General features: G+C 66.6%; 21 protein-coding genes. 3 read left to right on the top strand and 18 right to left on the bottom strand.

Features of this window, described 5'->3' with window-relative positions; translation table 11 throughout:
- The first annotated feature begins 51 nt into the window (after positions 1-51).
- Complete coding sequence (locus HYG77_RS29490) at positions 52-486, top strand: SRPBCC family protein (protein WP_159926281.1); 435 nt, start codon at positions 52-54, stop codon at positions 484-486.
- A gap of 3 nt (positions 487-489) precedes the next feature.
- On the opposite strand, the gene HYG77_RS29485 is transcribed toward HYG77_RS29490, so the two are convergent.
- The 7 genes from HYG77_RS29485 to HYG77_RS29455 form a co-directional block, all read right to left on the bottom strand.
- Positions 490-1,722, bottom strand: a complete 1,233-nt coding sequence (locus HYG77_RS29485; RefSeq protein ID WP_208961367.1) for a crosslink repair DNA glycosylase YcaQ family protein — start codon at positions 1,720-1,722, stop codon at positions 490-492.
- Positions 1,723-1,790: 68 nt separating this feature from the next.
- Complete coding sequence (locus HYG77_RS29480; protein ID WP_208961366.1) at positions 1,791-2,249, bottom strand: flavodoxin family protein; 459 nt, start codon at positions 2,247-2,249, stop codon at positions 1,791-1,793.
- A 28-nt stretch (positions 2,250-2,277) separates the two neighbouring features.
- Positions 2,278-2,760, bottom strand: coding sequence for a hypothetical protein (locus HYG77_RS29475; protein ID WP_109330802.1), 483 nt, complete (start codon positions 2,758-2,760; stop codon positions 2,278-2,280).
- On the bottom strand, positions 2,757-3,515 hold the full coding sequence (gene dapB / locus HYG77_RS29470; protein WP_109330804.1) for a 4-hydroxy-tetrahydrodipicolinate reductase: 759 nt from the start codon (positions 3,513-3,515) through the stop codon (positions 2,757-2,759). Before dapB ends, HYG77_RS29475 begins: the two co-directional genes overlap by 4 nt.
- A gap of 135 nt (positions 3,516-3,650) precedes the next feature.
- Complete coding sequence (locus HYG77_RS29465) at positions 3,651-4,757, bottom strand: alcohol dehydrogenase catalytic domain-containing protein (RefSeq protein ID WP_208961365.1); 1,107 nt, start codon at positions 4,755-4,757, stop codon at positions 3,651-3,653.
- Positions 4,758-4,789: 32 nt separating this feature from the next.
- Complete coding sequence (locus tag HYG77_RS29460; protein WP_109330808.1) at positions 4,790-6,136, bottom strand: pitrilysin family protein; 1,347 nt, start codon at positions 6,134-6,136, stop codon at positions 4,790-4,792.
- A 92-nt stretch (positions 6,137-6,228) separates the two neighbouring features.
- Complete coding sequence (locus HYG77_RS29455; RefSeq protein WP_109330810.1) at positions 6,229-6,930, bottom strand: HemK2/MTQ2 family protein methyltransferase; 702 nt, start codon at positions 6,928-6,930, stop codon at positions 6,229-6,231.
- Between the two features lie 136 nt (positions 6,931-7,066).
- Between HYG77_RS29455 and HYG77_RS29450 the strand changes: the two genes are divergently transcribed.
- Positions 7,067-7,480: an SRPBCC family protein gene (locus HYG77_RS29450; RefSeq protein WP_244373303.1), complete on the top strand. Its 414-nt coding sequence runs from the start codon at positions 7,067-7,069 to the stop codon at positions 7,478-7,480.
- Positions 7,481-7,552: 72 nt separating this feature from the next.
- On the opposite strand, the gene HYG77_RS29445 is transcribed toward HYG77_RS29450, so the two are convergent.
- The 3 genes from HYG77_RS29445 to HYG77_RS29435 form a co-directional block, all read right to left on the bottom strand.
- Complete coding sequence (locus HYG77_RS29445) at positions 7,553-9,826, bottom strand: polyribonucleotide nucleotidyltransferase (protein WP_109330812.1); 2,274 nt, start codon at positions 9,824-9,826, stop codon at positions 7,553-7,555.
- A 313-nt stretch (positions 9,827-10,139) separates the two neighbouring features.
- Complete coding sequence (gene rpsO / locus HYG77_RS29440; protein WP_109330815.1) at positions 10,140-10,409, bottom strand: 30S ribosomal protein S15; 270 nt, start codon at positions 10,407-10,409, stop codon at positions 10,140-10,142.
- Between the two features lie 111 nt (positions 10,410-10,520).
- Positions 10,521-11,495, bottom strand: coding sequence for a bifunctional riboflavin kinase/FAD synthetase (locus HYG77_RS29435; protein ID WP_208961364.1), 975 nt, complete (start codon positions 11,493-11,495; stop codon positions 10,521-10,523).
- Between the two features lie 164 nt (positions 11,496-11,659).
- On the opposite strand from HYG77_RS29435, the gene HYG77_RS29430 reads away from it, so the two are divergent.
- Complete coding sequence (locus tag HYG77_RS29430; protein ID WP_109330819.1) at positions 11,660-12,373, top strand: metal-dependent transcriptional regulator; 714 nt, start codon at positions 11,660-11,662, stop codon at positions 12,371-12,373.
- A gap of 1 nt (position 12,374) precedes the next feature.
- Here the strand turns inward: HYG77_RS29430 and truB are convergent, their stop codons facing one another.
- The 8 genes from truB to infB form a co-directional block, all read right to left on the bottom strand.
- On the bottom strand, positions 12,375-13,289 hold the full coding sequence (gene truB / locus HYG77_RS29425) for a tRNA pseudouridine(55) synthase TruB (RefSeq protein WP_208961363.1): 915 nt from the start codon (positions 13,287-13,289) through the stop codon (positions 12,375-12,377).
- A gap of 35 nt (positions 13,290-13,324) precedes the next feature.
- The gene (gene npt, locus HYG77_RS29420; RefSeq protein WP_109330821.1) at positions 13,325-13,978 is read right to left on the bottom strand and encodes a 4'-phosphopantetheinyl transferase Npt; all 654 of its coding nucleotides are present in this window, start codon (positions 13,976-13,978) and stop codon (positions 13,325-13,327) included.
- Entirely contained in the window at positions 13,975-14,904 is a 930-nt protein-coding gene (locus HYG77_RS29415) for a metallophosphoesterase (RefSeq protein WP_109335170.1), read from the bottom strand. Before HYG77_RS29415 ends, npt begins: the two co-directional genes overlap by 4 nt.
- A 69-nt stretch (positions 14,905-14,973) precedes the next feature.
- Positions 14,974-16,281: an MATE family efflux transporter gene (locus tag HYG77_RS29410; protein ID WP_208963564.1), complete on the bottom strand. Its 1,308-nt coding sequence runs from the start codon at positions 16,279-16,281 to the stop codon at positions 14,974-14,976.
- Positions 16,282-16,368: 87 nt separating this feature from the next.
- Positions 16,369-17,370, bottom strand: a complete 1,002-nt coding sequence (locus HYG77_RS29405; RefSeq protein WP_109335171.1) for a bifunctional oligoribonuclease/PAP phosphatase NrnA — start codon at positions 17,368-17,370, stop codon at positions 16,369-16,371.
- A 10-nt stretch (positions 17,371-17,380) separates the two neighbouring features.
- Positions 17,381-17,869 (bottom strand): 30S ribosome-binding factor RbfA, encoded by a 489-nt coding sequence (gene rbfA, locus HYG77_RS29400; RefSeq protein WP_109330825.1) that lies wholly within the window; start codon positions 17,867-17,869, stop codon positions 17,381-17,383.
- A 115-nt stretch (positions 17,870-17,984) separates the two neighbouring features.
- Positions 17,985-18,275: a DUF503 domain-containing protein gene (locus HYG77_RS29395; protein WP_109330827.1), complete on the bottom strand. Its 291-nt coding sequence runs from the start codon at positions 18,273-18,275 to the stop codon at positions 17,985-17,987.
- Between the two features lie 101 nt (positions 18,276-18,376).
- Positions 18,377-21,376 carry a translation initiation factor IF-2 gene (gene infB / locus HYG77_RS29390; RefSeq protein ID WP_208961362.1) on the bottom strand — a complete coding sequence of 1,000 codons (3,000 nt, stop codon included), beginning with the start codon at positions 21,374-21,376 and terminating at the stop codon, positions 18,377-18,379.
- Positions 21,377-21,450 lie beyond the last annotated feature (74 nt).

Raw genomic sequence — 21,450 nt, 5'->3', positions numbered from 1 at the left:
TCGCAACAGCCACACGGTGAGAGTCGCCACGGGCTCGAAGGAGCGAAAAATATGGCCGTTTCCGGCGTCAAAGAGTTCGAAATCAAGGCCGATCCGGCCACGGTGATGGCCGCGATCGCCGCGGTGGATCGGCTGCCCGAGTGGTCGTCTGCTCACAAGTCGGTGACCATCGAAAGCACCCACGACGACGGCCGCCCCCACCGTGTTCGGATGAACGTCTCCATTCTCGGCATCAGCGACGAGCAGGTGGTCGACTACACCTTCGAGGGTGACGACACCGTGTCGTGGCACCTCGTCGAGAGCGGTCAGCAAAATGCGCAGGACGGTTCGTATGTTCTGACCGAATCAGGCTCCGGTACCAAGGTGACTTTCGAGCTGACGGTCGATCCCAAGATCCCGTTGCCCGGCTTCCTCGTGAAGAAGGCGCAGAAAACTGCACTCGAGACGGCTAGCAAGGGTCTCACCAAGTTCGTCGAAAGCCTATAGGGATCACACTTCTCGTGGTCGCTTCGCCGCGGCCGCGAGAAGTGGGGCGAGATCTCCACGTTTGTCTACCGTGACTTCGCCCAACTCGAGCCACTCCGCCATCCGGTACAGCTCGGACAGCAGTGGCTCCACCACTCGCTCGGGACGCGCTCCCGCTTCGACGAAGGCCGACCGCACCTCGAGCGCTCCCCTCGCCCGGTCGGCTTTCACATCGACTCGGGCTACCAACTCGCCGTCGAGTAGGAACGGAAAGACGTAGTATCCGTGCACCCGCTTGTGCGCGGGAGTGTAGATCTCGAGGCGATACCGGAAGTCGAACATCCGCTCCGTCCGCGGTCGGAAAAATACAAGCGGATCGAACGGACACAATAACGCAGCGCCCTCTACCCGCCGCGGCGTCCGGACGTCGCGATGCATGTACGCCGGAACGTCCCAGCCTCGCACGGTGACGGTGTGGAGCACACCGTCCTCGACGAGGACCTCGACTGCGGGCTTGATCTGCGCCGGAGACAGCCGGTAGTAGTCGCGCAGGTCCGTCTCCGTCGCGACTCCCAGTGCCCGTGCGGACCGGCCGACGAGTCGTCGAATCGACTCCTCCTCCGAATACTCCTGCGCGAGAATGCTTTTCGGCAGCACTCGGTCGGTGAGATCGTAGTGACGGGTGAACGCGACTCGTTTGTCGACCGCGAGGGCCCCGGCGGCGAACAACTGCTCGCATACGACCTTGGTGTCGCTGCGATCCCACCACGGCCCTTTGCGATCGGGCCGGTCGACCTCGAGGTGCTTCTCCACGTCGCGAGCGCTGCTGGGTCCCACCGCCCGGATCACGTCGAGCACATCGGCGGCGAGGGTGGGATTGCGGTCGAGTACCCGGGCCTCGCCTGCCCACCTGCCATGCCGGTAGCGGTGCATACGCCACCGGAACAACGGCCAGTCCTCGACCGGGATGAATGCCGCCTCATGCGCCCAATACTCCGCGAGCATGCGCGGCGTGCGGGCACGGTGCGACCACGCCGCCGAGTCGAGCATTCCCCGGTCGTACACGCCGATTCTGCTGAACAGCGGAACGTAGTGGGCCCGAGCCGCCACCGACACCGAATCGATCTGGAACAACCGGATCCGGTCGAGAACCGAGCGGATATGCCGTCGGGTAGGGATACCCGTCGGCCTGGCATCGGCAAATCCCTGCGCCCACAGTGCCGACTTCCTGGCCGCGGCGGCGGTCATCTCACGCATGACCGCATCCTGTCACCAGGTACCGACAGTATGAGGCAGGTTCGCGGATTGAAACGGCCCAGCGGGCGTCAGATGCCCTCGGCGAGAACCACTGCCACCGTCGCACCGAGTTCGTAACAGCGCTCACGTGCGGCCGCGTCGACCGCACCGGTGAGTTCGACCGCTTCGGCGGCCTGCGTGAGTGCGAGGCCGGTCACGATCTTCTGTACCGACGTGACCGCGCCGGCGGTGTCGTTGTTGCCGTGTACCCACAGACCGTAGGGGCGGCCCGCGACCGCGTCGAGACAGGGGTAGTACACGGTGTCGAAGAAGTGCTTGAGCGCTCCCGACATGTAACCGAAGTTGGCGGACGTCCCGAACAGGAAGCCGTCGGCGGCGAGGACGTCGGGCACGGTGGCCCCGAGTGCGGGTATCGACCGCACCTCGACGCCCTCGATGTCGGGGTCCCGGGCACCCTTCAGCACCGCTTCGAGGCACTCGCGCGTGACCGGCGACGGGGTGTGGTGGACGACGAGGAGTGATGGCACAGTCGTCAGCGTACGACCGGTTCCGGCACTACTGTCCCGCCCCGCTCTCACGTTCGAGACGTTCGAGTTCCACGGCTCGCTTCATCGTCTCCCGGGCGCGGCCGCGGTCGCCGGCGTAGTCGTAGGCGCGGGCGAGCCGGTACGAGCTCCGCCAGTTGTCGGGGTCCGCCTCCCATTCCGCCTTGACCTGCTCGAAGAGGGCGTCGGCAGCGTCGCGGTCTATTCGTCCGGACGGACGCTTCGGCAGATTCGTGACGTCCAGTTCGAGACCCTCGTCGCCGATGCGACGGGCGAGTTGCTGATGTTGCAGGCCGGCCCGGAGTGTCGCGTAGACGATCCACGCACCGAGGAACGGAAGGATGAGAACGCCGATGCCGAGCCCGACCGCGGCGGCCCCGCCGTCCTGGATCAGGGCGATCCCGCGCTGACCGAGCAACACGAAGTAGAACACGAGCGCGGCGACGAGCAATGCGATCGTGACGACCGTCTTGGTCGACTCGTTACTCTTCACAGGTCGAGAAGCGGGTCGATACCCACGGTGAGGCCGGGGCGGGACGCGATCTGCCGCACCCCGAGGAGTACGCCGGGAGCGAAGGAATTGCGGTCGATCGAGTCGTGCCGGATGGTCAGCGTCTCCCCCTGTGTTCCCAGGATGACCTCCTGATGCGCGACGAGCCCGGCGAGCCGGACGGAGTGCACCCGGACACCGTCCACGTCGGCGCCGCGGGCACCGTCGAGTTCGGTGGTGGTGGCGTCCGGACTGGGGCCGAGGCCCGCCTTGCGGCGCGCCTCGGAGATGAGCGCCGCGGTCCGGTAGGCGGTGCCGGACGGTGCGTCCGCCTTGTTGGGGTGATGCAGTTCGATGACCTCGACGGAGTCGAAGAAGCGCGCGGCGGCCTCGGCGAACCGCATCGACAGAACGGCTCCGATTGCAAAGTTGGGAGCGATGAGGACCCCCACCGACGGCTGATCGGCCAGCCACGACCGCACCGTGTCGAGGCGGGTGTCATCGAAGCCCGTGGTCCCCACCACTGCGTGAATGCCATTGGCAACGAGGAAGTTCAGGTTGTCCATCACCACATCGGGGTGCGTGAAGTCGACGACAACCTGGGTTCCGGACTCGGTGAACGACTCCAACCGGTCGCCGTGATCGACCTCCGCCACGAGCTCGAGGTCCGACGCCTGCTCCACCGCCTCGCAGATCGCTCGGCCGACCTTGCCCTTGGCTCCGAGAACTCCGACCCTGATGGGTGCTGCTGCGCTCACTTCTCCACGCTCCGTCCAGTCACATCGATTCGCCCGAAAGCCTACGCAACCACCGGGCGACGGCCGAAGTGCAGGGGCCGACCGGGAGATCTTCCTCTCCTCACCCGTAGCTTCCACACCCGTAGCCGGGTGCGATCAATCGAAGACGATGATCTGGCGGATCGCGCGACCCTCGGCGAGTTGGTCCATGCCGTGGTTGATCTGGTCGAGTGAGATGCGGGACGAAATCAGCTTCTCCACGGGCAGCTTTCCCGAACGCCACAGATCCTCGTAGACGGGGATGTCCCGAGCGGGAACAGCCGATCCGAGGTAGCTGCCGATGATTGTGCGGGCCTCGGCCACCAGGGTCAACGGCGAAATCGACGAGCGCGCCTGTGGGGACGGCAGACCGACGGTGATGGTTTTTCCGCCGGGGGCGGTGGCGGACACGGCCGATTCGAAGGCTCGCGCATTGCCGGCGGCCTCGATCACGATGGGCGCCCGTATGCCGGCCTGGACCAGTTCGGCAGGCGTGTATACCGCCGACGCACCCAGTTCGAGTGCGGCCTGGAGCTTTTCCGGCACCGAGTCGACCCCGATGACCTCGCCCGCACCCCGCGAGACCGCGGTGAGAATCGCTGCCATTCCGACCCCACCGAGGCCGACCACCATGACGGCCTGACCGGGGCGCGGATTGCCGGCATTGAGAACGGCGCCGCCTCCGGTGAGAACAGCGCATCCGAGTACCGCGGCCACATCGGCGGGCACGTCGTCACCGACAGGAACGACAGAACGGCGGTTGACCACCGCATGCGTGGCGAAACCGGACACTCCGAGGTGGTGGTGCACCGACTCGTCGCCCCGATGCAGACGCGAGCCGCCGTCGAGCAGGGTTCCGTCGTTGTTGGCTTTCGTACCCGGCACGCACGGCATCTGGCCGTCGGTCGCGCAGCCCTCGCACTGGCCACAGCGCGGTAGGAACGTCATCACGACCCGTCGTCCGACGCTGAGGTCGTCCACGCCCGCGCCGAGTTGCTCGACACGCCCGGCTGCCTCATGACCGAGCAACATTGGAACCGGCCGGACCCGATTGCCGTCGACGACGGACAAGTCCGAATGGCACAGTCCCGCAGCCTCGATCCGGACCAGAATTTCACCCGGACCCGGCTCGTCCAGTTCGAGTTCGGCGATAGAGATGGGCGCGGACTCCGCGAAGGGTCGTGTTCGGCCGATCTCTTCGAGCACTGCTCCACGAATCTTCATCTCGCACGCCTCCTGTGGTCGGGGGTAGCTCGTTACCGGACGATGCCGCGCACCGACGCGGGCAGGTCACGTTTGCGCCGATACGGCCCTACGACGGCGGCGCCGAAGGGGCGCTGCAACAGCACCCTCGCCACGTCGCGAACCTCGTCGGTGGTAACCGCATCGATCTTCGCCAAGGTTTCGGCGATGCTGCGATGGTTGCCGTAGTTCAGTTCGCTCTTGCCGATGCGGTGCATCCGCGATCCCGAATCCTCCAGGCCGAGGACCAGACCCCCGCGCAGAGACCCCTTCGCGCGGGCAGTTTCGGCGTCTGTGATCCCGTCGGCGGCGACGGTGGACAGCACCTCTCGGATGACCGTGGCGACCTCGCCGAGGTTCTCGGGCTGGCAGCCCGCATAGACCGAGAACGCACCGGTGTCGGCGAACGTATCGACGCCGGAGTACACGGAATACGCGAGCCCACGGATTTCGCGCACCTCTTGGAAGAGACGGGAACTGAGCCCGCCCCCGACGGCGGCATTGAGCACCGACAGCGCCCACCGATGCGACTCGTGCCTGCCGAACGCCCGAACGCCGAGGGAGAGATGGACCTGTTCGCTGTCGCGGTTGGTGAGGCTCAGCGTCGGCGTTGTGCGCAGCCGCAACGCACCGGCGCGGCGAGGCGCGGGCTCGGCCGCTTCCTCGAGATGACCGGCGAACGCCCGGCGCACCATCTCCACCGTGTGCTCGTGGTCGACGTTCCCGGCCGCCGCCACCACCATCCGCGGCGGCGTGTACCGGCGAACGTGGAACGAATGCAGCTGGGTGCGAGTCATCGATTCGATCGACTCGACACTGCCGATCACGGGCCGGCCGACGGGGTGGTCGCCGTACAGGGCCGTCAGGAAGGCATCGCCGAGCAAGTCTTCGGGATCGTCGTCACGCATCGCGATTTCCTCGAGGACCACCTGGCGCTCCACGTCGACATCCGAGGAACGGCAGCGGCCTCGAAGCACCACATCGCTTACCAGGTCGACTGCCAGGGGCAGATCCTCATCCAGCACGTGCGCGTAGAAGCAGGTGTGTTCCTTCGAGGTGAAGGCATTGAGTTCGCCTCCCACACCGTCCATCACCTGGGCGATGTCGAGGGCACTGCGTGACGGAGTGGCCTTGAAAAGCAAATGCTCGAGGAAGTGCGCGGCTCCCGCTACCGTGGGTTGCTCATCACGGGATCCCACACCGACCCACACACCGACGGATGCTGATCGCACGCCGGGGACGTATTCGGTGACAACCCGGAGACCGCCGGGAAGCACAGTGCGCTCGACACCGGGATCCGGTTCACGCAGGGTCGACGCTGCAGTGGGGGCCGCGACGCGGCGGCGATCGATCTTGGCCATGTAGTGGTTCAGCGGTCCTCGAAAACTGGGCGACGTCGAACGGCAAACTTTACACGGAGACACCGACCGACCCGTTTCCGCCTCCGGCGGGATCACTCGTCGAAGCTACCTGGGCGTAAACCGGCTCTCGACCCCACATCCGTGGCGGCCAGTACGACGATCCGCTCGGTTCGCTGCCCAGGGAGAATCATTCCCCTCTCCTCCAGCATCCGCGCGCGGCCGGCGAGTGCTGGGCCGAACGGAACTTGTTCCGAGGCCACGACCTCGACCCGCAGCCCCCGCTCCTCGAGCATGGTTCGCGACTTCTCCACACCGTTCAGAACAGACTGGACGAGGAGAAGAGTGCCGCCCGGAGCAAGGAGATCCGGGACCGCGACGCAGAGGCGGTCGAGGACGGCGCGCCCGTCGATTCCCGCATCCCAGGCCAGCCCGAGAACGCGCCCGCGACCGCGACCGCGAACAGAGTCGTCCGACGCCGGCGAGTACGGCGGATTCGCCACCACCACATCGAAGCGCAGCGTCCGCACCGGGTCGACGAGATCGCCCCGGACCACCCGCACGGTCCGGCGATTCAGCTTGGAATTGAGCCAAGTGCTGATCACGGCGCGGCGAGACACGTCGACGGCGGTGACCCATCCCGCGCCACCTTCACAGGCGGCCACACTCAATGCGCCGGTGCCGCAGCATAAATCGAGCACACGCGTTCCCGGCCCGAGCTCTCGTCCGGCAAGTACCTCGGCGAGCAACCAGGTGTCCCGCTGAGGCCGATAAACCCCGGGCAGGCGAAACAACATGACCGGCTCCCTCCCACGCCGTTGATGACCAGCGTGGGAGGGACCCACAGTTACATGCAACTCGACTGGCCGCATTTCATCCGGTGTTCACGTCGGATCCCGTCCGAGCCGGCTGAAGACGTCGCGAATCGGGTATATGACGGGGGTGCCTCGTTCCTATTCCGCCGATTCTCGCGCGCCGGCCGACGCGATATGGTCCCTGCTGTCACGGCCGTCACGGTGGCCAGAGTGGGCTCCGCACATTCGCGGTGCCTGGGCTCTGGGATCTCCGGAGGTGCAGTGCGGGCGCTGCGGGGCAGCACGGGTGCTGTGGTTGATTCCGGTTCCGGTGGTCATCTCCGCCAAGACGCCCGGACGGTCCTGGACCTGGCGGGTGGGTCCCATGGACCTCGAGCACTCCGTCGAACCCCTCGGTTCCGGCTCGCGAATCACGATGACGCTGTCGGCGCCCGGGCCGGTGGAGCCGGTGCTGGCCGCCACCTACGGGCCGATCATCGCCCTTCTCGTTCGGCGACTCGCCCGCGTCGCCGGCGTGGCACCCGCCACCTGACAGTGGTCCCGAATACGCGAGCGGCCCCGCACGAGTAACGTGCGGGGCCGCTCGGCAGGAGCCGAGAGAGACCTACTTCTCGGCTGCCTGCTCTTCGTCCTGCTCGGTGGCCGGCGCAGCGCCGTCCTCCTCGACCGGGATCAGCGAGATCTTGCCGCGGTTGTCGATGTCGGCGATCTCGACCCTCAACTTGGAGCCGACGCTCACGACGTCCTCGACCTTGGCAATGCGCTTGCCGGAGCCCAGCTTCGAGATGTGCACCAGCCCGTCGCGGCCGGGGAGGAGCGACACGAACGCACCGAAGGCGGTGGTCTTGACGACCGTGCCCAGGAAGCGCTCGCCGACCTTCGGCAGCTGCGGGTTGGCGATGGCGTTGATCATGTCGATCGCGGCCTGCGCGGACGGGCCGTCCGTCGCACCGACGAACACGGTGCCGTCATCTTCGATGGAGATGTTGGCGCCGGTCTGCTCGGTGATCGAGTTGATCATCTTGCCCTTGGGGCCGATGACCTCGCCGATCTTGTCGACGGGCACCTTGATGGCCGTCACGCGCGGAGCGAACGGGCTCATTTCGTCCGGAGTGTCGATGGCCTCGGCCATGACGTCGAGGATCGTCGCACGCGCATCCTTGGCCTGCGACAACGCGCCGGCGAGAACCTTCGACGGGATGCCGTCGAGCTTCGTGTCGAGCTGGAGGGCCGTCACGAAGTCCTTGGTGCCCGCGACCTTGAAGTCCATGTCACCGAAAGCGTCTTCGGCACCGAGGATGTCGGTGAGGGCCACGTAGCGGGTCTCCCCGTCGACCTGGTCGGACACCAGACCCATGGCGATACCGGCAACCGGAGCCTTCAGCGGCACACCGGCGTTGAGCAGCGCGAGCGTCGACGCACACACCGAACCCATCGAGGTGGAACCGTTCGAGCTGAGAGCCTCCGACACCTGGCGGATGGCGTAGGGGAACTCCTCGACGCTCGGCAGTACAGGCATGAGTGCCCGCTCGGCCAGCGCACCGTGTCCGATCTCGCGGCGCTTCGGCGAACCGACACGACCGGTCTCTCCGGTGGAGTACGGCGGGAAGTTGTAGTGGTGCATGTACCGCTTGGTGGTCTCGGGACCGAGGCTGTCGACCTGCTGCGCCATCTTCACCATGTCGAGGGTGGTGACGCCCAGGATCTGGGTTTCGCCACGCTCGAACAGCGCGGAACCGTGTGCCCGCGGCACGAGGGCGACCTCGGCGGAGAGCGAACGGATGTCCGTGATGCCACGACCGTCGATGCGGAACTGGTCGCGCAGGATGCGCTGACGTACCAGCTTCTTGGTCAGCGAACGGAACGCTGCGCCGAGTTCCTTCTCGCGTCCCTCGAACTTGGGTGCGACCTGCTCGAGCACCTCGACCTTGACCTCGTCGGTCTTGTCGTCGCGCTCCTGCTTGCCGGCAATGGTGAGTGCGGCACTCAGCTTTTCGGCGGCGGCCTCTTCGACCGCGGCGAACACGTCGTCCTGGTAGGCCGGGAAGACGGGGAACTCGCCGGTGGGCTTCGACGCCTTCGCCGCGAGCTGCTGCTGAGCGGTGCACAGCCGCGCGATGAACGGCTTGGCCGCCTCGAGGCCCTCGGCCACGATCGCCTCGGTCGGTGCCTGAGCGCCGTCCGCGATCAGGGAGATCACGTTGTCGGTGGCCTCCGCCTCGACCATCATGATCGCGACATCGGCGTCGTCACCGGAACCGGAGACGATGCGGCCGGCAACGACCATGTCGAAGACTGCGTTCTCGAGCTGCTCGACCGTCGGGAATGCCACCCACTGGCCGGCCTTGTTCTCAGCCGAGGTGATGAGCGCTACACGCACACCACCGACAGGACCGGAGAACGGCAGGCCGGCGATCTGGGTGGACGCCGACGCCGCGTTGATGGCGACCACGTCGTAGAGGTCCTGCGGGTTGAGGCTCATCACCGTGACGACGACCTGGATCTCGTTACGCAGGCCGTCGACGAACGACGGGCGCAGCGGACGGTCGATCAGGCGGCAGGTGAGGATGGCGTCCGTGGAGGGCCGGCCCTCACGGCGGAAGAACGAGCCGGGAATGCGACCGGCCGCGTACATCCGCTCCTCGACGTCCACCGTCAGGGGGAAGAAGTCGAAGTGCTCTTTGGGGTGCTTGCTGGCGCTGGTGGCCGACAGCAACATGGTCTCGTCGTCGAGGTAGGCGACGACGGCGCCGGCGGCCTGCTGAGCGAGGCGGCCGGTCTCGAATCGAATGGTGCGGGTGCCGAAGGACCCGTTGTCGATCACGGCGGTGGATTCGAACACGCCCTCATCGATCTCTACTGCGGAGTTCTCTGTCATCTCTTCTTTTCACTTCCCTCTCGTCTTCGCCGTACCCGCGCGGGCGTTCTCACCCTCCTGGCGAGAACTGCGCACCTGAGGGACATCCCCCTCTCGAGATCTCGGGATGTCGCTGTGCGGAGGCGGCCGTCGATCGAAGTCCCCCGGACCGTGTCCGGACGACCACTACCGAAGACCGACACCACATTCTCGGGTGCATACGGTAGTGCTGCCCTACGGCAGCGAACGCCGATAGCCAGCGAAGCCCAGTCTAAGCAAGGCCACGCCGGCTACCGGAGTGATTGGCGATCGAATGATCGCCGTGCCACGAAACTCAGCGACGCAGGCCGAGACGCTCGATCAGCGAGCGGTAACGCTCGATGTCGACCTTCTGGACATACTTGAGCAGACGACGACGGCGTCCGACCAGCAGCAACAGGCCGCGGCGGGAGTGGTGGTCGTGCTTGTGCGTCTTGAGGTGTTCGGTGAGATCGACGATGCGCTTGGTGAGCATGGCCACCTGCGCCTCCGGCGAACCGGTGTCGGTCTCGTGCAGGCCGTACTCGCCCAGAACCTGCTTTTTCTGTTCGGTGGTCAATGCCACTGTTTTCACTCCTGGTAATGACGTTCGCGTGAAAGGATCGATATTCGACGCGGCCACCGCGAACCGCAGCGCACGCCAGCGGACTACTTTACCAGCTGAAATGCGGCTCGATTACGTTGCGCCGTCCGAGGCGGACAGGATTTCGCGCGACCGCTCCGCGTCGCTCCCCATCGCGACGATCAAATCGTCGACGGAGTCGAATTTTTCCATCCCGCGCAACCGCTCGACCAGGTCGACGGCGACGTGCTGGCCGTAGAGGTCGGCCTCACGATCGAGAACGAAGGCCTCCACCGTGCGGGTGCGGCCCGAGAACGTGGGGTTGGTGCCGACCGACACGGCCGCCATGTAGCGCTCCCCCGAGGTGACCGTACCCAGATCGACGCCGTGCCCGAGCACGGTGAACCAGGCCGCGTAGACCCCGTCCGCGGGGATGGCTGCGTACATCGGAGGCGCGACATTGGCCGTCGGATAACCGAGCTGACGCCCGCGACCGTCCCCGTGGACGACTACACCCTCTACCCGGTGGGGCCTGCCCAGGGCCTCCGTCGCGGCGGCCATGTCACCGGCATCCACGCACGAACGGATGTAGGTGGAGGAGAAGGTGACGGCGTGCTCGGCGAGCAGCGTGACGCCGTCGACCGCGAACCCGAACCGGTCGCCGATCTGACGCAGCAGGTCGACGTTGCCGGCGGCCTTCTTGCCGAAGGTGAAGTTCTCACCGACGACGACCTCGGCCACGTGCAGACGCTCCACGAGAATTTCGTGGGCATACCGCTCCGGCGTCAGCTTCATGAATTCGGCGGTGAACGGCATGACGCAGAACACGTCGATCCCGAGGTCTTCCGCGAGTTCGGCGCGGCGGGCCAGCGTCGTCAACTGGGCGGGATGACTGCCCGGGCGAACCACTTCCATGGGATGTGGGTCGAAAGTCATGAGCACGCTGGGTATTCCACGCTTGCGTGCAGCCGATACCGCCCGGCTGATCAGTTGGGCGTGACCTCGGTGCACGCCATCGAATACGCCGATCGTGAGTACACAACGACCCCAGTCGGCAGGAACCTCGTCGAGACCACGCCATCTCAGCACGACTGGCAGCCTACGGTGCGGCGCGCCGATGTTCATCTCCGGACCGGCCGGTCCTCCTGGATCGTGTAGGCGGACGTGCCGTCACCTCGCCGTTCTTCCCCCGCGAGTCCCCCTTCGAGGTGTGTCGATGTGTCTGTCCGGTAAGACTTGCCTAAGCTCGGGGCGTGGCCGGAAACAAAAATGACCAGATCGCGACCGAGGACACGGCATCGGAGACCGGCTCCTTGTCGGCTGTGGCGCAGGACTACCTCAAGGTCATCTGGACGACCGGGGAGTGGTCGCAGGAGCGGGTGTCCACCAAGTTGTTGTCCGAGAAGATCGGCGTGTCGGCGTCCACCGTGTCGGAGGCCATCAGGAAGCTGTCTGATCAGGGGCTGGTCGATCACGCCCGCTACGGTTCCATCGCACTCACTGAGGCGGGCAGGGTGGCCGCCATCGGAATGGTCCGTCGCCACCGGCTCATCGAAACGTATCTGGTGCGCGAACTGGGGTACGGCTGGGACGAAGTCCACGACGAAGCGGAAATACTCGAGCACGCCGTGTCCGACCTCATGATCAACCGGATGGACGCCAAGCTGGGACACCCGGAGCGGGATCCCCACGGTGACCCCATCCCCTCGGTCGACGGTTCGGTTCCGACACCCCCGGCCCGCCAGCTGAGTCACTTCGCGAACGGCGAAAGCGGCCGGATCGCGCGGATCTCCGACTCGGACCCGGCCATGCTGCGCTATTTCGATTCGGTTGGAGTAGCACTGGATGTCGAAGTGACAGTGCTCGAGCGACGCGACTACGCGGGGACGGTGTCGGTGCGGCTCGACGCCGGTCCGGACTCCGTCGAACTGGGCAACCCGGCGGCCCAGGCCATCTGGCTGGTGTGAGCTATCTCAGCGTCGCCGGACGAACGACCATCACCGAACTGGCACGCTTGCCGCGCTCCTGCAGCAGTGCGATGGTGGAGCCGCCCGGGTCGATGGCGGCGTACACACCCTTGATTCCGATCGGCTCGAGCCACCGGCCCTGACTGATCGACTCGGCCTCCGCAGCATCGACGAGTCGATGCGGGAACGCGGTCTGCGCTGCCGCGTCGATGTCGAGGCTGACCGCCGGCTCCTCGGCCAACTGTTCGAGGGTGCGGGCATGGTCCAGTGTGAAGGGCCCGACTCGCGTTCGCCGCAACCTTGTCAGATGACCGCCCACCCCGAGCGCGGCGCCGAGATCGCGGGCGAGAGAACGAATGTAGGTGCCGGACGAACATTCCACCTCGACATCCAGATCGACGAACGTGCCCTCGTCGCGTCGCGCGACCACGTCGAAGCGGGACACCGTCACCGAGCGCGCCGCCAGTTCCACTTCCTCGCCCGCACGAATCCGGGCATGGGCGCGTTGCCCGTCGACCTTGATGGCACTGACGCTCGCAGGAACTTGCGAAATCTCGCCCGTGAGGAGCGCCACGTGCGCGGCGATCTCCTCGTCTCGCACAGCAGAAGCATCGGCCGACGCCAGAGTCTCGCCCTCGGCGTCGTCGGTGGCGGTCGACTGCCCCAACCGAATAGTCGCGGTGTACGCCTTCGTGGTCAACGCCAGAAGCCCGAGCATCTTCGTGGCCCGCTCCACGCCGAGGACGAGGACGCCCGTCGCCATGGGATCCAAAGTGCCCGCATGCCCGACCTTCCGGGTACCGAGGAGCTTGCGGCACCGCGCAACGACATCGTGGCTGGTGATCCCGGCGTCTTTGTCGACGATGAGCAGACCGGCACCGACGAGACCGGACGAAGGCTTTCCACGCGCAGGCACGTGTTCCGATTCTGCCAGCCCGGCAATCGGCACTCTCACTGCACCGCAATTGTCGTGATGATGAGGCCGTCCGACACCATCCAGCGTCCGTCGAACGACGCCAGCGGCGGCCCGTCGAGGGTCTCCCCCGAGATGAGCAGATTTGAATGAAAGGTGCCCGTGCCGCCGTCCGCGGCCTCGAAGGTGATGTGTGCGTCCTCGAAACCCAGCCATCTCCCGGTGAGCGGGAACCATGCCTTGTACGTCGCCTCCTTGGCACAGAACAGCAGCCGGTCCCAGTGCACCGAGTCGTCCGTCCCCGACAGCCACTTCCGTTCCACTTCGAGGCTCACCGCGTCGAGCACACCCTCGGGCAGAGCCTCATGCGGCTCGGCGTCGATTCCGACGGACCGCACCTGCATCGCGTACCCGAGCACAGCGCCGCGGTAGCCGTCACAGTGCGTCAGACTTCCGACGACGCCGCGAGGCCACACCGGCGCGCCTTTCTCTCCCCGGAGAATCGGGGCAGGGTCCACACCCAGCTTCGCCATGGCCAGTCGCGCGCAATGCCGGGCGCTCGTGAATTCGCGGCGACGTTTCTCCACCGCCCGCCCGATCAGCGCCTCCTCCTGCGGATGCGGACGCAAACCCGGCGGGTCTTCGAAGAGTTCGGCAGACGCCACACCAGAGGGCAGGATCCTCTCGATCACAAAGTCCCCCTCGCCCGCATCTTCTCCACTTCCGCCTCCTGCTCGGGAGTCACCTTGAAATGACCGCCCCACTTGTTGAGCGTCCCCGGCGGATACTCCGGCACCGGCATGATCTGGCGGAGCAGTTTCTCCGGAAGGCCACGCCGCTGCCACTCCCTCGGATAGCCGAGAGAGACCTCTTCGAACCGCACGCCGTCGTAGTAGGTGGTACGTGGAATGTGCAAGTGCCCGTACACCGCACAGACAGCGTTGTACCGGGTATGCCAGTCCGCCGTCATCTCGGTGCCGCACCACAACGAGAATTCCGGGTACCACAGCACCTGGGTCGGCTCACGCACGAGGGGAAAGTGGTTGATCAGCACCGTCCGGGTGCCGGCGGGCAGCGCATCGAGGCGCTCCTTCGTCGTCTCCACGCGGTGACGGCACCACGCATCCCGGGTGCCGTACGGCTCGCTCGACAACAGGAACTCGTCCGTCGCCACCACGTTCTTCTCCCGCGCGATCGCGAGGCCCTCCTCCTTGTTGGCCGCTCCGGCGGGCAGAAACGTGTAGTCGTAGAGAAGGAACATCGGAACCAGCGTGACCGGGCCGTCCTCTGCCTCCCACACCGGGAACGGATCCTCGGGAGTGATGACGTCGATCTCGCGGCACATCGTGACCAGGTAGTCGTAGCGCGCGACACCGTGCATCTGGACCGGATCCTTGGCCGTCGTCCACAGCTCGTGATTGCCGGGCACCCAGATGACCTTGGCGAATCTGCTCCGAAGCAGCTTCAGGGCCCAGCGAATGTCGTCAGTCTTCTCGGAGACGTCACCCGCGACGATCAGCCAGTCCTCCGGGGAATCCGGGTAGATCTCCTCGGTGATCGGGCGATTTCCCCGGTGTCCGACATGGGTGTCGCTCACCGCCATCAACTTGGCTGCCACGTCCACTCCCCTTCCCGATCGTGTTTCCTTGTCGATCGCTCGTTGCACCGGTTCGCGTTTCACTCCGCGTCAGGACTCGGGGCGCCGGACCTGAAGGTCGGCACCGGTCACCGCCCAGCGGCCGGTGCCGACGCGCCAGACAACCGCGAGCATCCGAAGCACTATGAACACGGTCAACCCCGTCCAGATTCCCGCCAGACCCCAGTCGCGGAGCATCGACAGCCAGATCAAGGGCAGAAAGCCGACCAACGCACAGGCCAGGGTGGCATTCCGGAGAAACACGACATCTCCCGCCCCGAGAAGCACGCCGTCGAGAGCGAAGACCACTCCGGCCACGGGAATGATGGCAACGAAGAACCACCACACCACCGCCATGTCGTCCAGCACCGCAGTATCGGAGGTGAACAGGCGGGGTACGACACTGTGACCGAGCGCGAACATGAGCGCCAACGCCGACGCGAAGAGCGTGGACCACCGCGTGATACGCCACGACAGGCGGGTGGCCCCGCGGGCGTGCCCCGCGCCCAATGCGGCACCCACCAAGGCCTGTGCGGCGATCGCGAGGGAATCCAGGGTGAGTGCGACCAGATTCCACAACTGCAGGACCACCTGATGTGCGGCGACAGCTGCGGCCCCGAACCGTGATGCGACTGCGGCTGCCGAGAGGAAACACGCCTGGAACGCCAGACTCCGGAGGATCAGGTCCCGGCCGAGGATCATCTGAGCCCGCATCACGCCCCACTGCGGACGCAGCGGCACTCGTTCGAATACCAGCGCACCGACGAAGAGACTGGCCGACACCGCCTGGCCGATCACATTCGCCACGGCCGAACCCTCGAGTCCGAGGCGCGGGACACCCCACAGTCCGTGTACGAGCAGCGGACATGCGATCGCCGACACGACGAGGCCCGCGATCACGAACCGTAAGGGCCGCACGGTGTTCTGCATGCCGCGCATCCAGCCATTGCCGGCCATCGCGATCAGGATCAACGGGGCGCCGAACACGGCGATGCGCAACCAACTCGCCGCCGCGTGCGCGATGTCGGAGCCACCGGCGATCGCCGAAGTCACGGGACCGGCCAGCAGTTGAACGAGCGCGGCCACCATCACGCCGATGATGAGCGCCAGCCACGTCGCCTGCACCCCCTCGCGGACGGCACCACGCTCGTCGCCGGCACCGTGCATCCGCGAAGCGCGGGCCGTGGTCCCGTAAGACAGAAACGTCAGCTGGGTGCTGACCTGCGCCAGGATCAGTCCGCCGACCGCAAGACCCGCGAGTGCCAGCGCACCGAGCCGTCCGACGACAGCGATGTCGAACAGCAGATAGATCGGTTCCGCGGCAAGCACCCCCAGTGCCGGGAGTGCAAGACCGAACACCGTGCGGGCAGCTACATCGCCCGAAACCTTCGTCCCAGCCGTTACATCGCCCGTGCTCTCCGAGACTTCCGCCAACAGACCCGAACCTCAGCCGAGCGAATCGACGAGTGACGCCACGATCTCGTCGACGGAGGTGACTGCGGTGTACCCGGCCGCGAACCGGTGGCCGCCGCCGCCGAGGTATCCGGCGACGAGCGAGACGTCCACGTCGGACTTGGAGCGCAGTGAGACCGACCAGGTGCCGTCTGCGGCCTCTTTCAGGACCGCGGCGACCTCGGCCTCCGAGGTGGTGCGGACGATATCGATGACGCTTTCGATTTCTTCGGAGCGCAGACCCCGCACATCGGCCTGTCGGATGACGGCATAGACCAGACCACGGCCGCCTGCGGCGCCGGGAACGAATGTGGCTGATCCCAGCACTGTGGACAGCATCGGCAGCCAGCCGAAGGGATGGGTGTCGAGCAGTCGCCTGGCGATCCGGGCACCGTCTATACCGGTCGCGAGTAGCCGCTCGGCGAGGGTGTGGGTGCCGGGCTGGACCCAGCGGAACGAACCGGTGTCGGTCACGAGGCCGGCGTAGAGGCAGTGCGCGAGGTCGGCGTCGATCTCCACGCCCCACAGGTCGAACATCTGAGCCAGGACTGCAGTGGTCGATTCCGCCGACTCGTCCACGAGGTTCATCCGTCCGAACCGGGTGTTGGACCGATGGTGGTCGATGACGAGCGTCTCCGCCGCATCATGGAGGCGGCCCGCGAGCGTGCCGAGCCGCCCTGCGCTGCCGCAGTCGACGGTGACCAGCAGATCGACGTTTCGATGCACCTGATCCGCCGGCACCAGCAGGTGGGTGCCGGGCAGTTCGCGCATCGACTCGGGCAGTTCGTCCGGAGCAGCGAACGCCACCTGCACCGGGATACCTTTGCGCTCGAGTACCAACCCGAGCGCAAGGCCGCTGCCGATGGTGTCGGCATCGGGCTGAACGTGACACAGAACCGTCACCGACGTCGCGTTCTCGAGGACGGCGACCGCCTGCGGCAGATACACCTCTTGGCGGTCGAGATCAGACAGGGACGTCTCCTGAGTGTGGGTCATGTCGTCGGCGTCAGTCCGCCTGGCGGGAACCGGACGGCTCGTCGACATCCACGTCGTCCGAGTCCTCGGTTCGTGGCTCCTTGTACGGGTCCGGGTCTCCGGCCGGGGACGCCGCGGCAGCGACACGGGCGACCTCGTCGTCCGCGGCACGAGCGCGGGCGAGGAGTTCTTCCATATGACGGGCGGTGTCCGGCACGGTGTCCGCGACGAACGTGAGCGTCGGCGTGAATCTCACGCCGGTGCCGGCACCGACCTTGGAGCGCAGAACACCCTTGGCCTTCTCCAGGCCTGCGGCCGCAGCAGCGAGATCAGGTTCCGACTCGAGGTCGGCGCCCATCACGGTGTAGTACACGGTCGCGTCGTGGAGGTCGGCCGTCACCTTGGTGTCGGTGATGGTCACGAACGCCAGGCGGGGGTCCTTGATTTCGTGATCGATTGCCGTCGCAACAATGGTGCCGATGCGCTTGGCGAGCTTGCGTGCCCGGGCGGGATCCACCATGACAATCAGACTCCTCTCCCTGGCCGCTCGATAAGTTGTGGTCCTACTTTTGCTCTGTCTTTCTCATTCTGCACGCCGGGGCGTCGTGACGACCCGCCGGGCAGGGCATACCGAGTCAGTCCTCGGGCCCGAAAATTCTCCGCCGCACGGCGAGTAGTTGCAGCTCCGGCAGATCTGCAACATGCCGCTCGCAGGTGTCGAGCACTTCGTGTACGTGATCGACGGCCGAGCTCGCCATGGTGACGCCCAGCATCGACCGGCGGTACCGATCTTGTTCGCCGGTTTCCGCGGCGGACACACCGTAGCGACGCAGCTCCGCGAGAACCGGTTTGACCATTGCACGCTTCTCTTTCAGAGATCGCACGTCACCGAGCAAGATGTCGAGCTCGAGCGCACCGACGTACAACTTTCCTCCTTCGGGGAGACGTGCGCTTCTCGGCCGAACCAGTCGGCCGGAGAAGCGCACGTCGGATAACGCTGCTACGTCACCCCACTCGAAAAGGGAGATCAGTCACGCGGCTTTTCCCGAAGCTCGTAGGCCTCGATGACGTCACCGACCTTGATGTCGGTGTAGGTGACCGTCAAACCGCACTCGTAACCCTCGCGTACCTCGACGACGTCGTCCTTCTCCCGCTTCAGCGAAGAGATGGTGACGGTCTCGGCGACAACCGTGTTGTCACGCAGCAGCCGGGCCTTTGCATTGCGACGGATGCTACCCGAGGTGACGAGGCAACCGGCAATGTTGCCGACCTTGGACGAGCGGAACATCGCGCGGATCTCCGCCTTGCCCAGCTCGACCTCTTCGTAGATCGGCTTGAGCATGCCCTTGAGGGCCTTCTCGACCTCGTCGATTGCCTGGTAGATCACCGAGTAGTACCGGATGTCGACGCCCTCGCGGTTCGCCAACTCGGTCGCCTTGCCCTCGGCGCGGACGTTGAACCCGATGATGATCGCGTTCGACGCAGCGGCCAGGTTGACGTTCGTCTCGGTGACGCCACCGACACCACGGTCGATGACGCGCAACTGCACCTCGTCGTCGATCTGGATGCCGTGCAGCGCCTCCTCGAGGGCCTCCACGGTTCCGGAGTTGTCACCCTTGAGGATGAGGTTGAGCTGCGACGTCTCCTTGAGGGCCGAATCGAGGTCCTCGAGGCTGATCCGCTTGCGGCTCTTCGCGGCCAGAGCGTTGCGCTTACGCGCATTGCGCCGGTCGGCGATCTGACGGGCGATGCGGTCCTCGTCGACCACGAGCAGGTTGTCGCCTGCACCGGGGACCGATGTGAAACCGACCACCTGCACGGGACGCGAGGGCATTGCCTCGAGTACGTCCTCGCCGTGCTCGTCGACCATCCGGCGCACACGGCCGTAGGCGTCGCCGGCGACGATCGAGTCACCGACCCGCAACGTTCCACGCTGGATGAGCACGGTCGCGACGGGTCCGCGTCCACGGTCGAGGTGCGCCTCGATGGCGACACCCTGTGCGTCCATATCCGGGTTGGCCCGCAGGTCGAGGGCAGCGTCCGCCGTCAACAGCACGGCGTCGAGCAGTGCATCGATGTTGGTGCCCTGCTTCGCCGAGATGTCGACGAACATGGTGTCTCCGCCGTATTCCTCGGCCACCAGCCCGTACTCGGTGAGCTGCTGCCGGATCTTGTCCGGGTTCGCGCCTTCCTTGTCGATCTTGTTCACCGCGACCACGATCGGCACGTCGGCCGCCTGGGCGTGGTTGATCGCTTCCACCGTCTGCGGCATGACGCCGTCGTCGGCGGCGACGACCAGGATCGCGAGGTCGGTGGCCTTGGCACCGCGAGCACGCATGGCCGTGAAGGCCTCGTGACCGGGGGTGTCGATGAACGTCACGAGACGCTCGTTGCCGTCGAGCTCGGTGAGCACCTGGTAGGCACCGATGTGCTGCGTGATACCGCCGGCCTCGCCCTCACGGACATTGGCCTTACGGATCGTGTCGAGCAGGCGGGTCTTACCGTGGTCGACGTGGCCCATGACGGTGACCACCGGCGGACGGGACATGAGGTCCTCTTCGCCGCCTTCGTCTTCACCGTAGGTGAGGTCGAAGCTGTCGAGCAGCTCACGGTCCTCGTCCTCCGGGCTGACGACCTGGACGACGTAGTTCATCTCGCCGCCGAGCAGCTCGAGGGTCTCGTCGTTGACGGACTGGGTAGCCGTCACCATCTCACCGAGGTTGAACAGTGCCTGCACGAGGGCGGCCGGGTTCGCGTCGATCTTCTCCGCGAAGTCCGAAAGCGAAGCACCACGGGCGAGGCGGATGGTCTCGCCGTTGCCACGCGGCAACCGCACGCCACCGACGGCGGGCGCCTGCATGGAGTCGTATTCCTGGCGCTTCTGACGCTTGGACTTGCGACCACGACGCGGGGCGCCACCGGGGCGACCGAACGCGCCCGCTGCTGCACCGCGCTGACCGGGGCGTCCACCGCCACCGGGACGGCCGCGGAAACCACCTGCGGGTGCGCCGCCACCGGGAGCACCGGCACCGGCACCGGGGGCACCGCCACCGCGGTAGCCACCGCCGCCGCCTGCACCGCCGGGACGCCCACCGGGAGCGCCGCCGGGACGGCCGGGACGGCCACCACCGGGTGCGGGACGAGCCGAGCGTGCCGGCATCGCGCCGGGGTTCGGACGCGGAGGCATCGAACCGGGACTCGGTCGAGGACCGCCCTGACCGGGAGCCGGACGAGGTCCGCCCTGACCCGGAGCCGGACGAGGTCCACCCTGACCCGGAGCCGGACGAGGTCCACCCTGACCCGGAGCCGGACGAGGTCCACCCTGACCCGGAGCCGGACGAGGACCGCCCTGGCCCGGAGCGGGTCGAGGAGCACCGGGACGCGGTGCGCCGGGAGCCGGACGCGGCGCCGGGCGCTCGGCCGGAGCCGACGAGTACGGGTTGTTACCGACGCGCGGAGGCTTGGGGCCCGGGCGCGGCCCACCCGGCTTTGCGCCGGTGGACGGAGCTGCGGACGCACTGGCGGCCGGAGCCGACGGCGCAGCGGGTGCCGGCTCGGCCGGAGCCGGGCGACCCGGCTTCGGCGCATTGCTGATCGGTGCACTGCTTGTAGGTGCACTGCTTGTAGGTGCACTGCTGCTGGGAGCTGCCGGAGCCGCTGCTGCGGGCGCGGCCGGAGCCTGCGCCGCGGGCGTAGCTGCGCGAGCTGATGCAGCCGGGGCCGCCGGTGCGGGTGCTGCCGGAGCCGGAGCTGCCGGCTTGGGGCCGGGACGGGGTCCGCCCGGCTTGGCCGACGTCGTCGACGGTGCGCTCGGCGCAGGTGCGCCGGGCTTTGCCGCCGGGCGTGCCGCTGAATCGGGCGACGAAGACTTCGGGAACGACTCCCGCAGACGTCGGGCAACGGGCGCCTCCACTGTGGAGGACGCCGACTTCACGAACTCGCCCTGCTCCTTGAGCGTTGCGAGTAGTTCTTTACTTGTGACACCGAGTTCTTTAGCCAACTCGTGCACGCGGGCCTTGCCTGCCACTGCTCTCCTCACTGATGAGGTCGAGCAGGAGGCTCCCCTGAGAGGGGCCCGCACGACCTCGGGTTATCTCCGAT

This window comes from Rhodococcus sp. ZPP (assembly GCF_017656075.1).
Taxonomy (GTDB): Bacteria; Actinomycetota; Actinomycetes; order Mycobacteriales; family Mycobacteriaceae; genus Rhodococcus_F; species Rhodococcus_F oxybenzonivorans.
The sequence above is the reverse complement of the archived record's forward strand: the minus strand, read 5'-3'. Positions and strand labels throughout refer to the sequence as shown.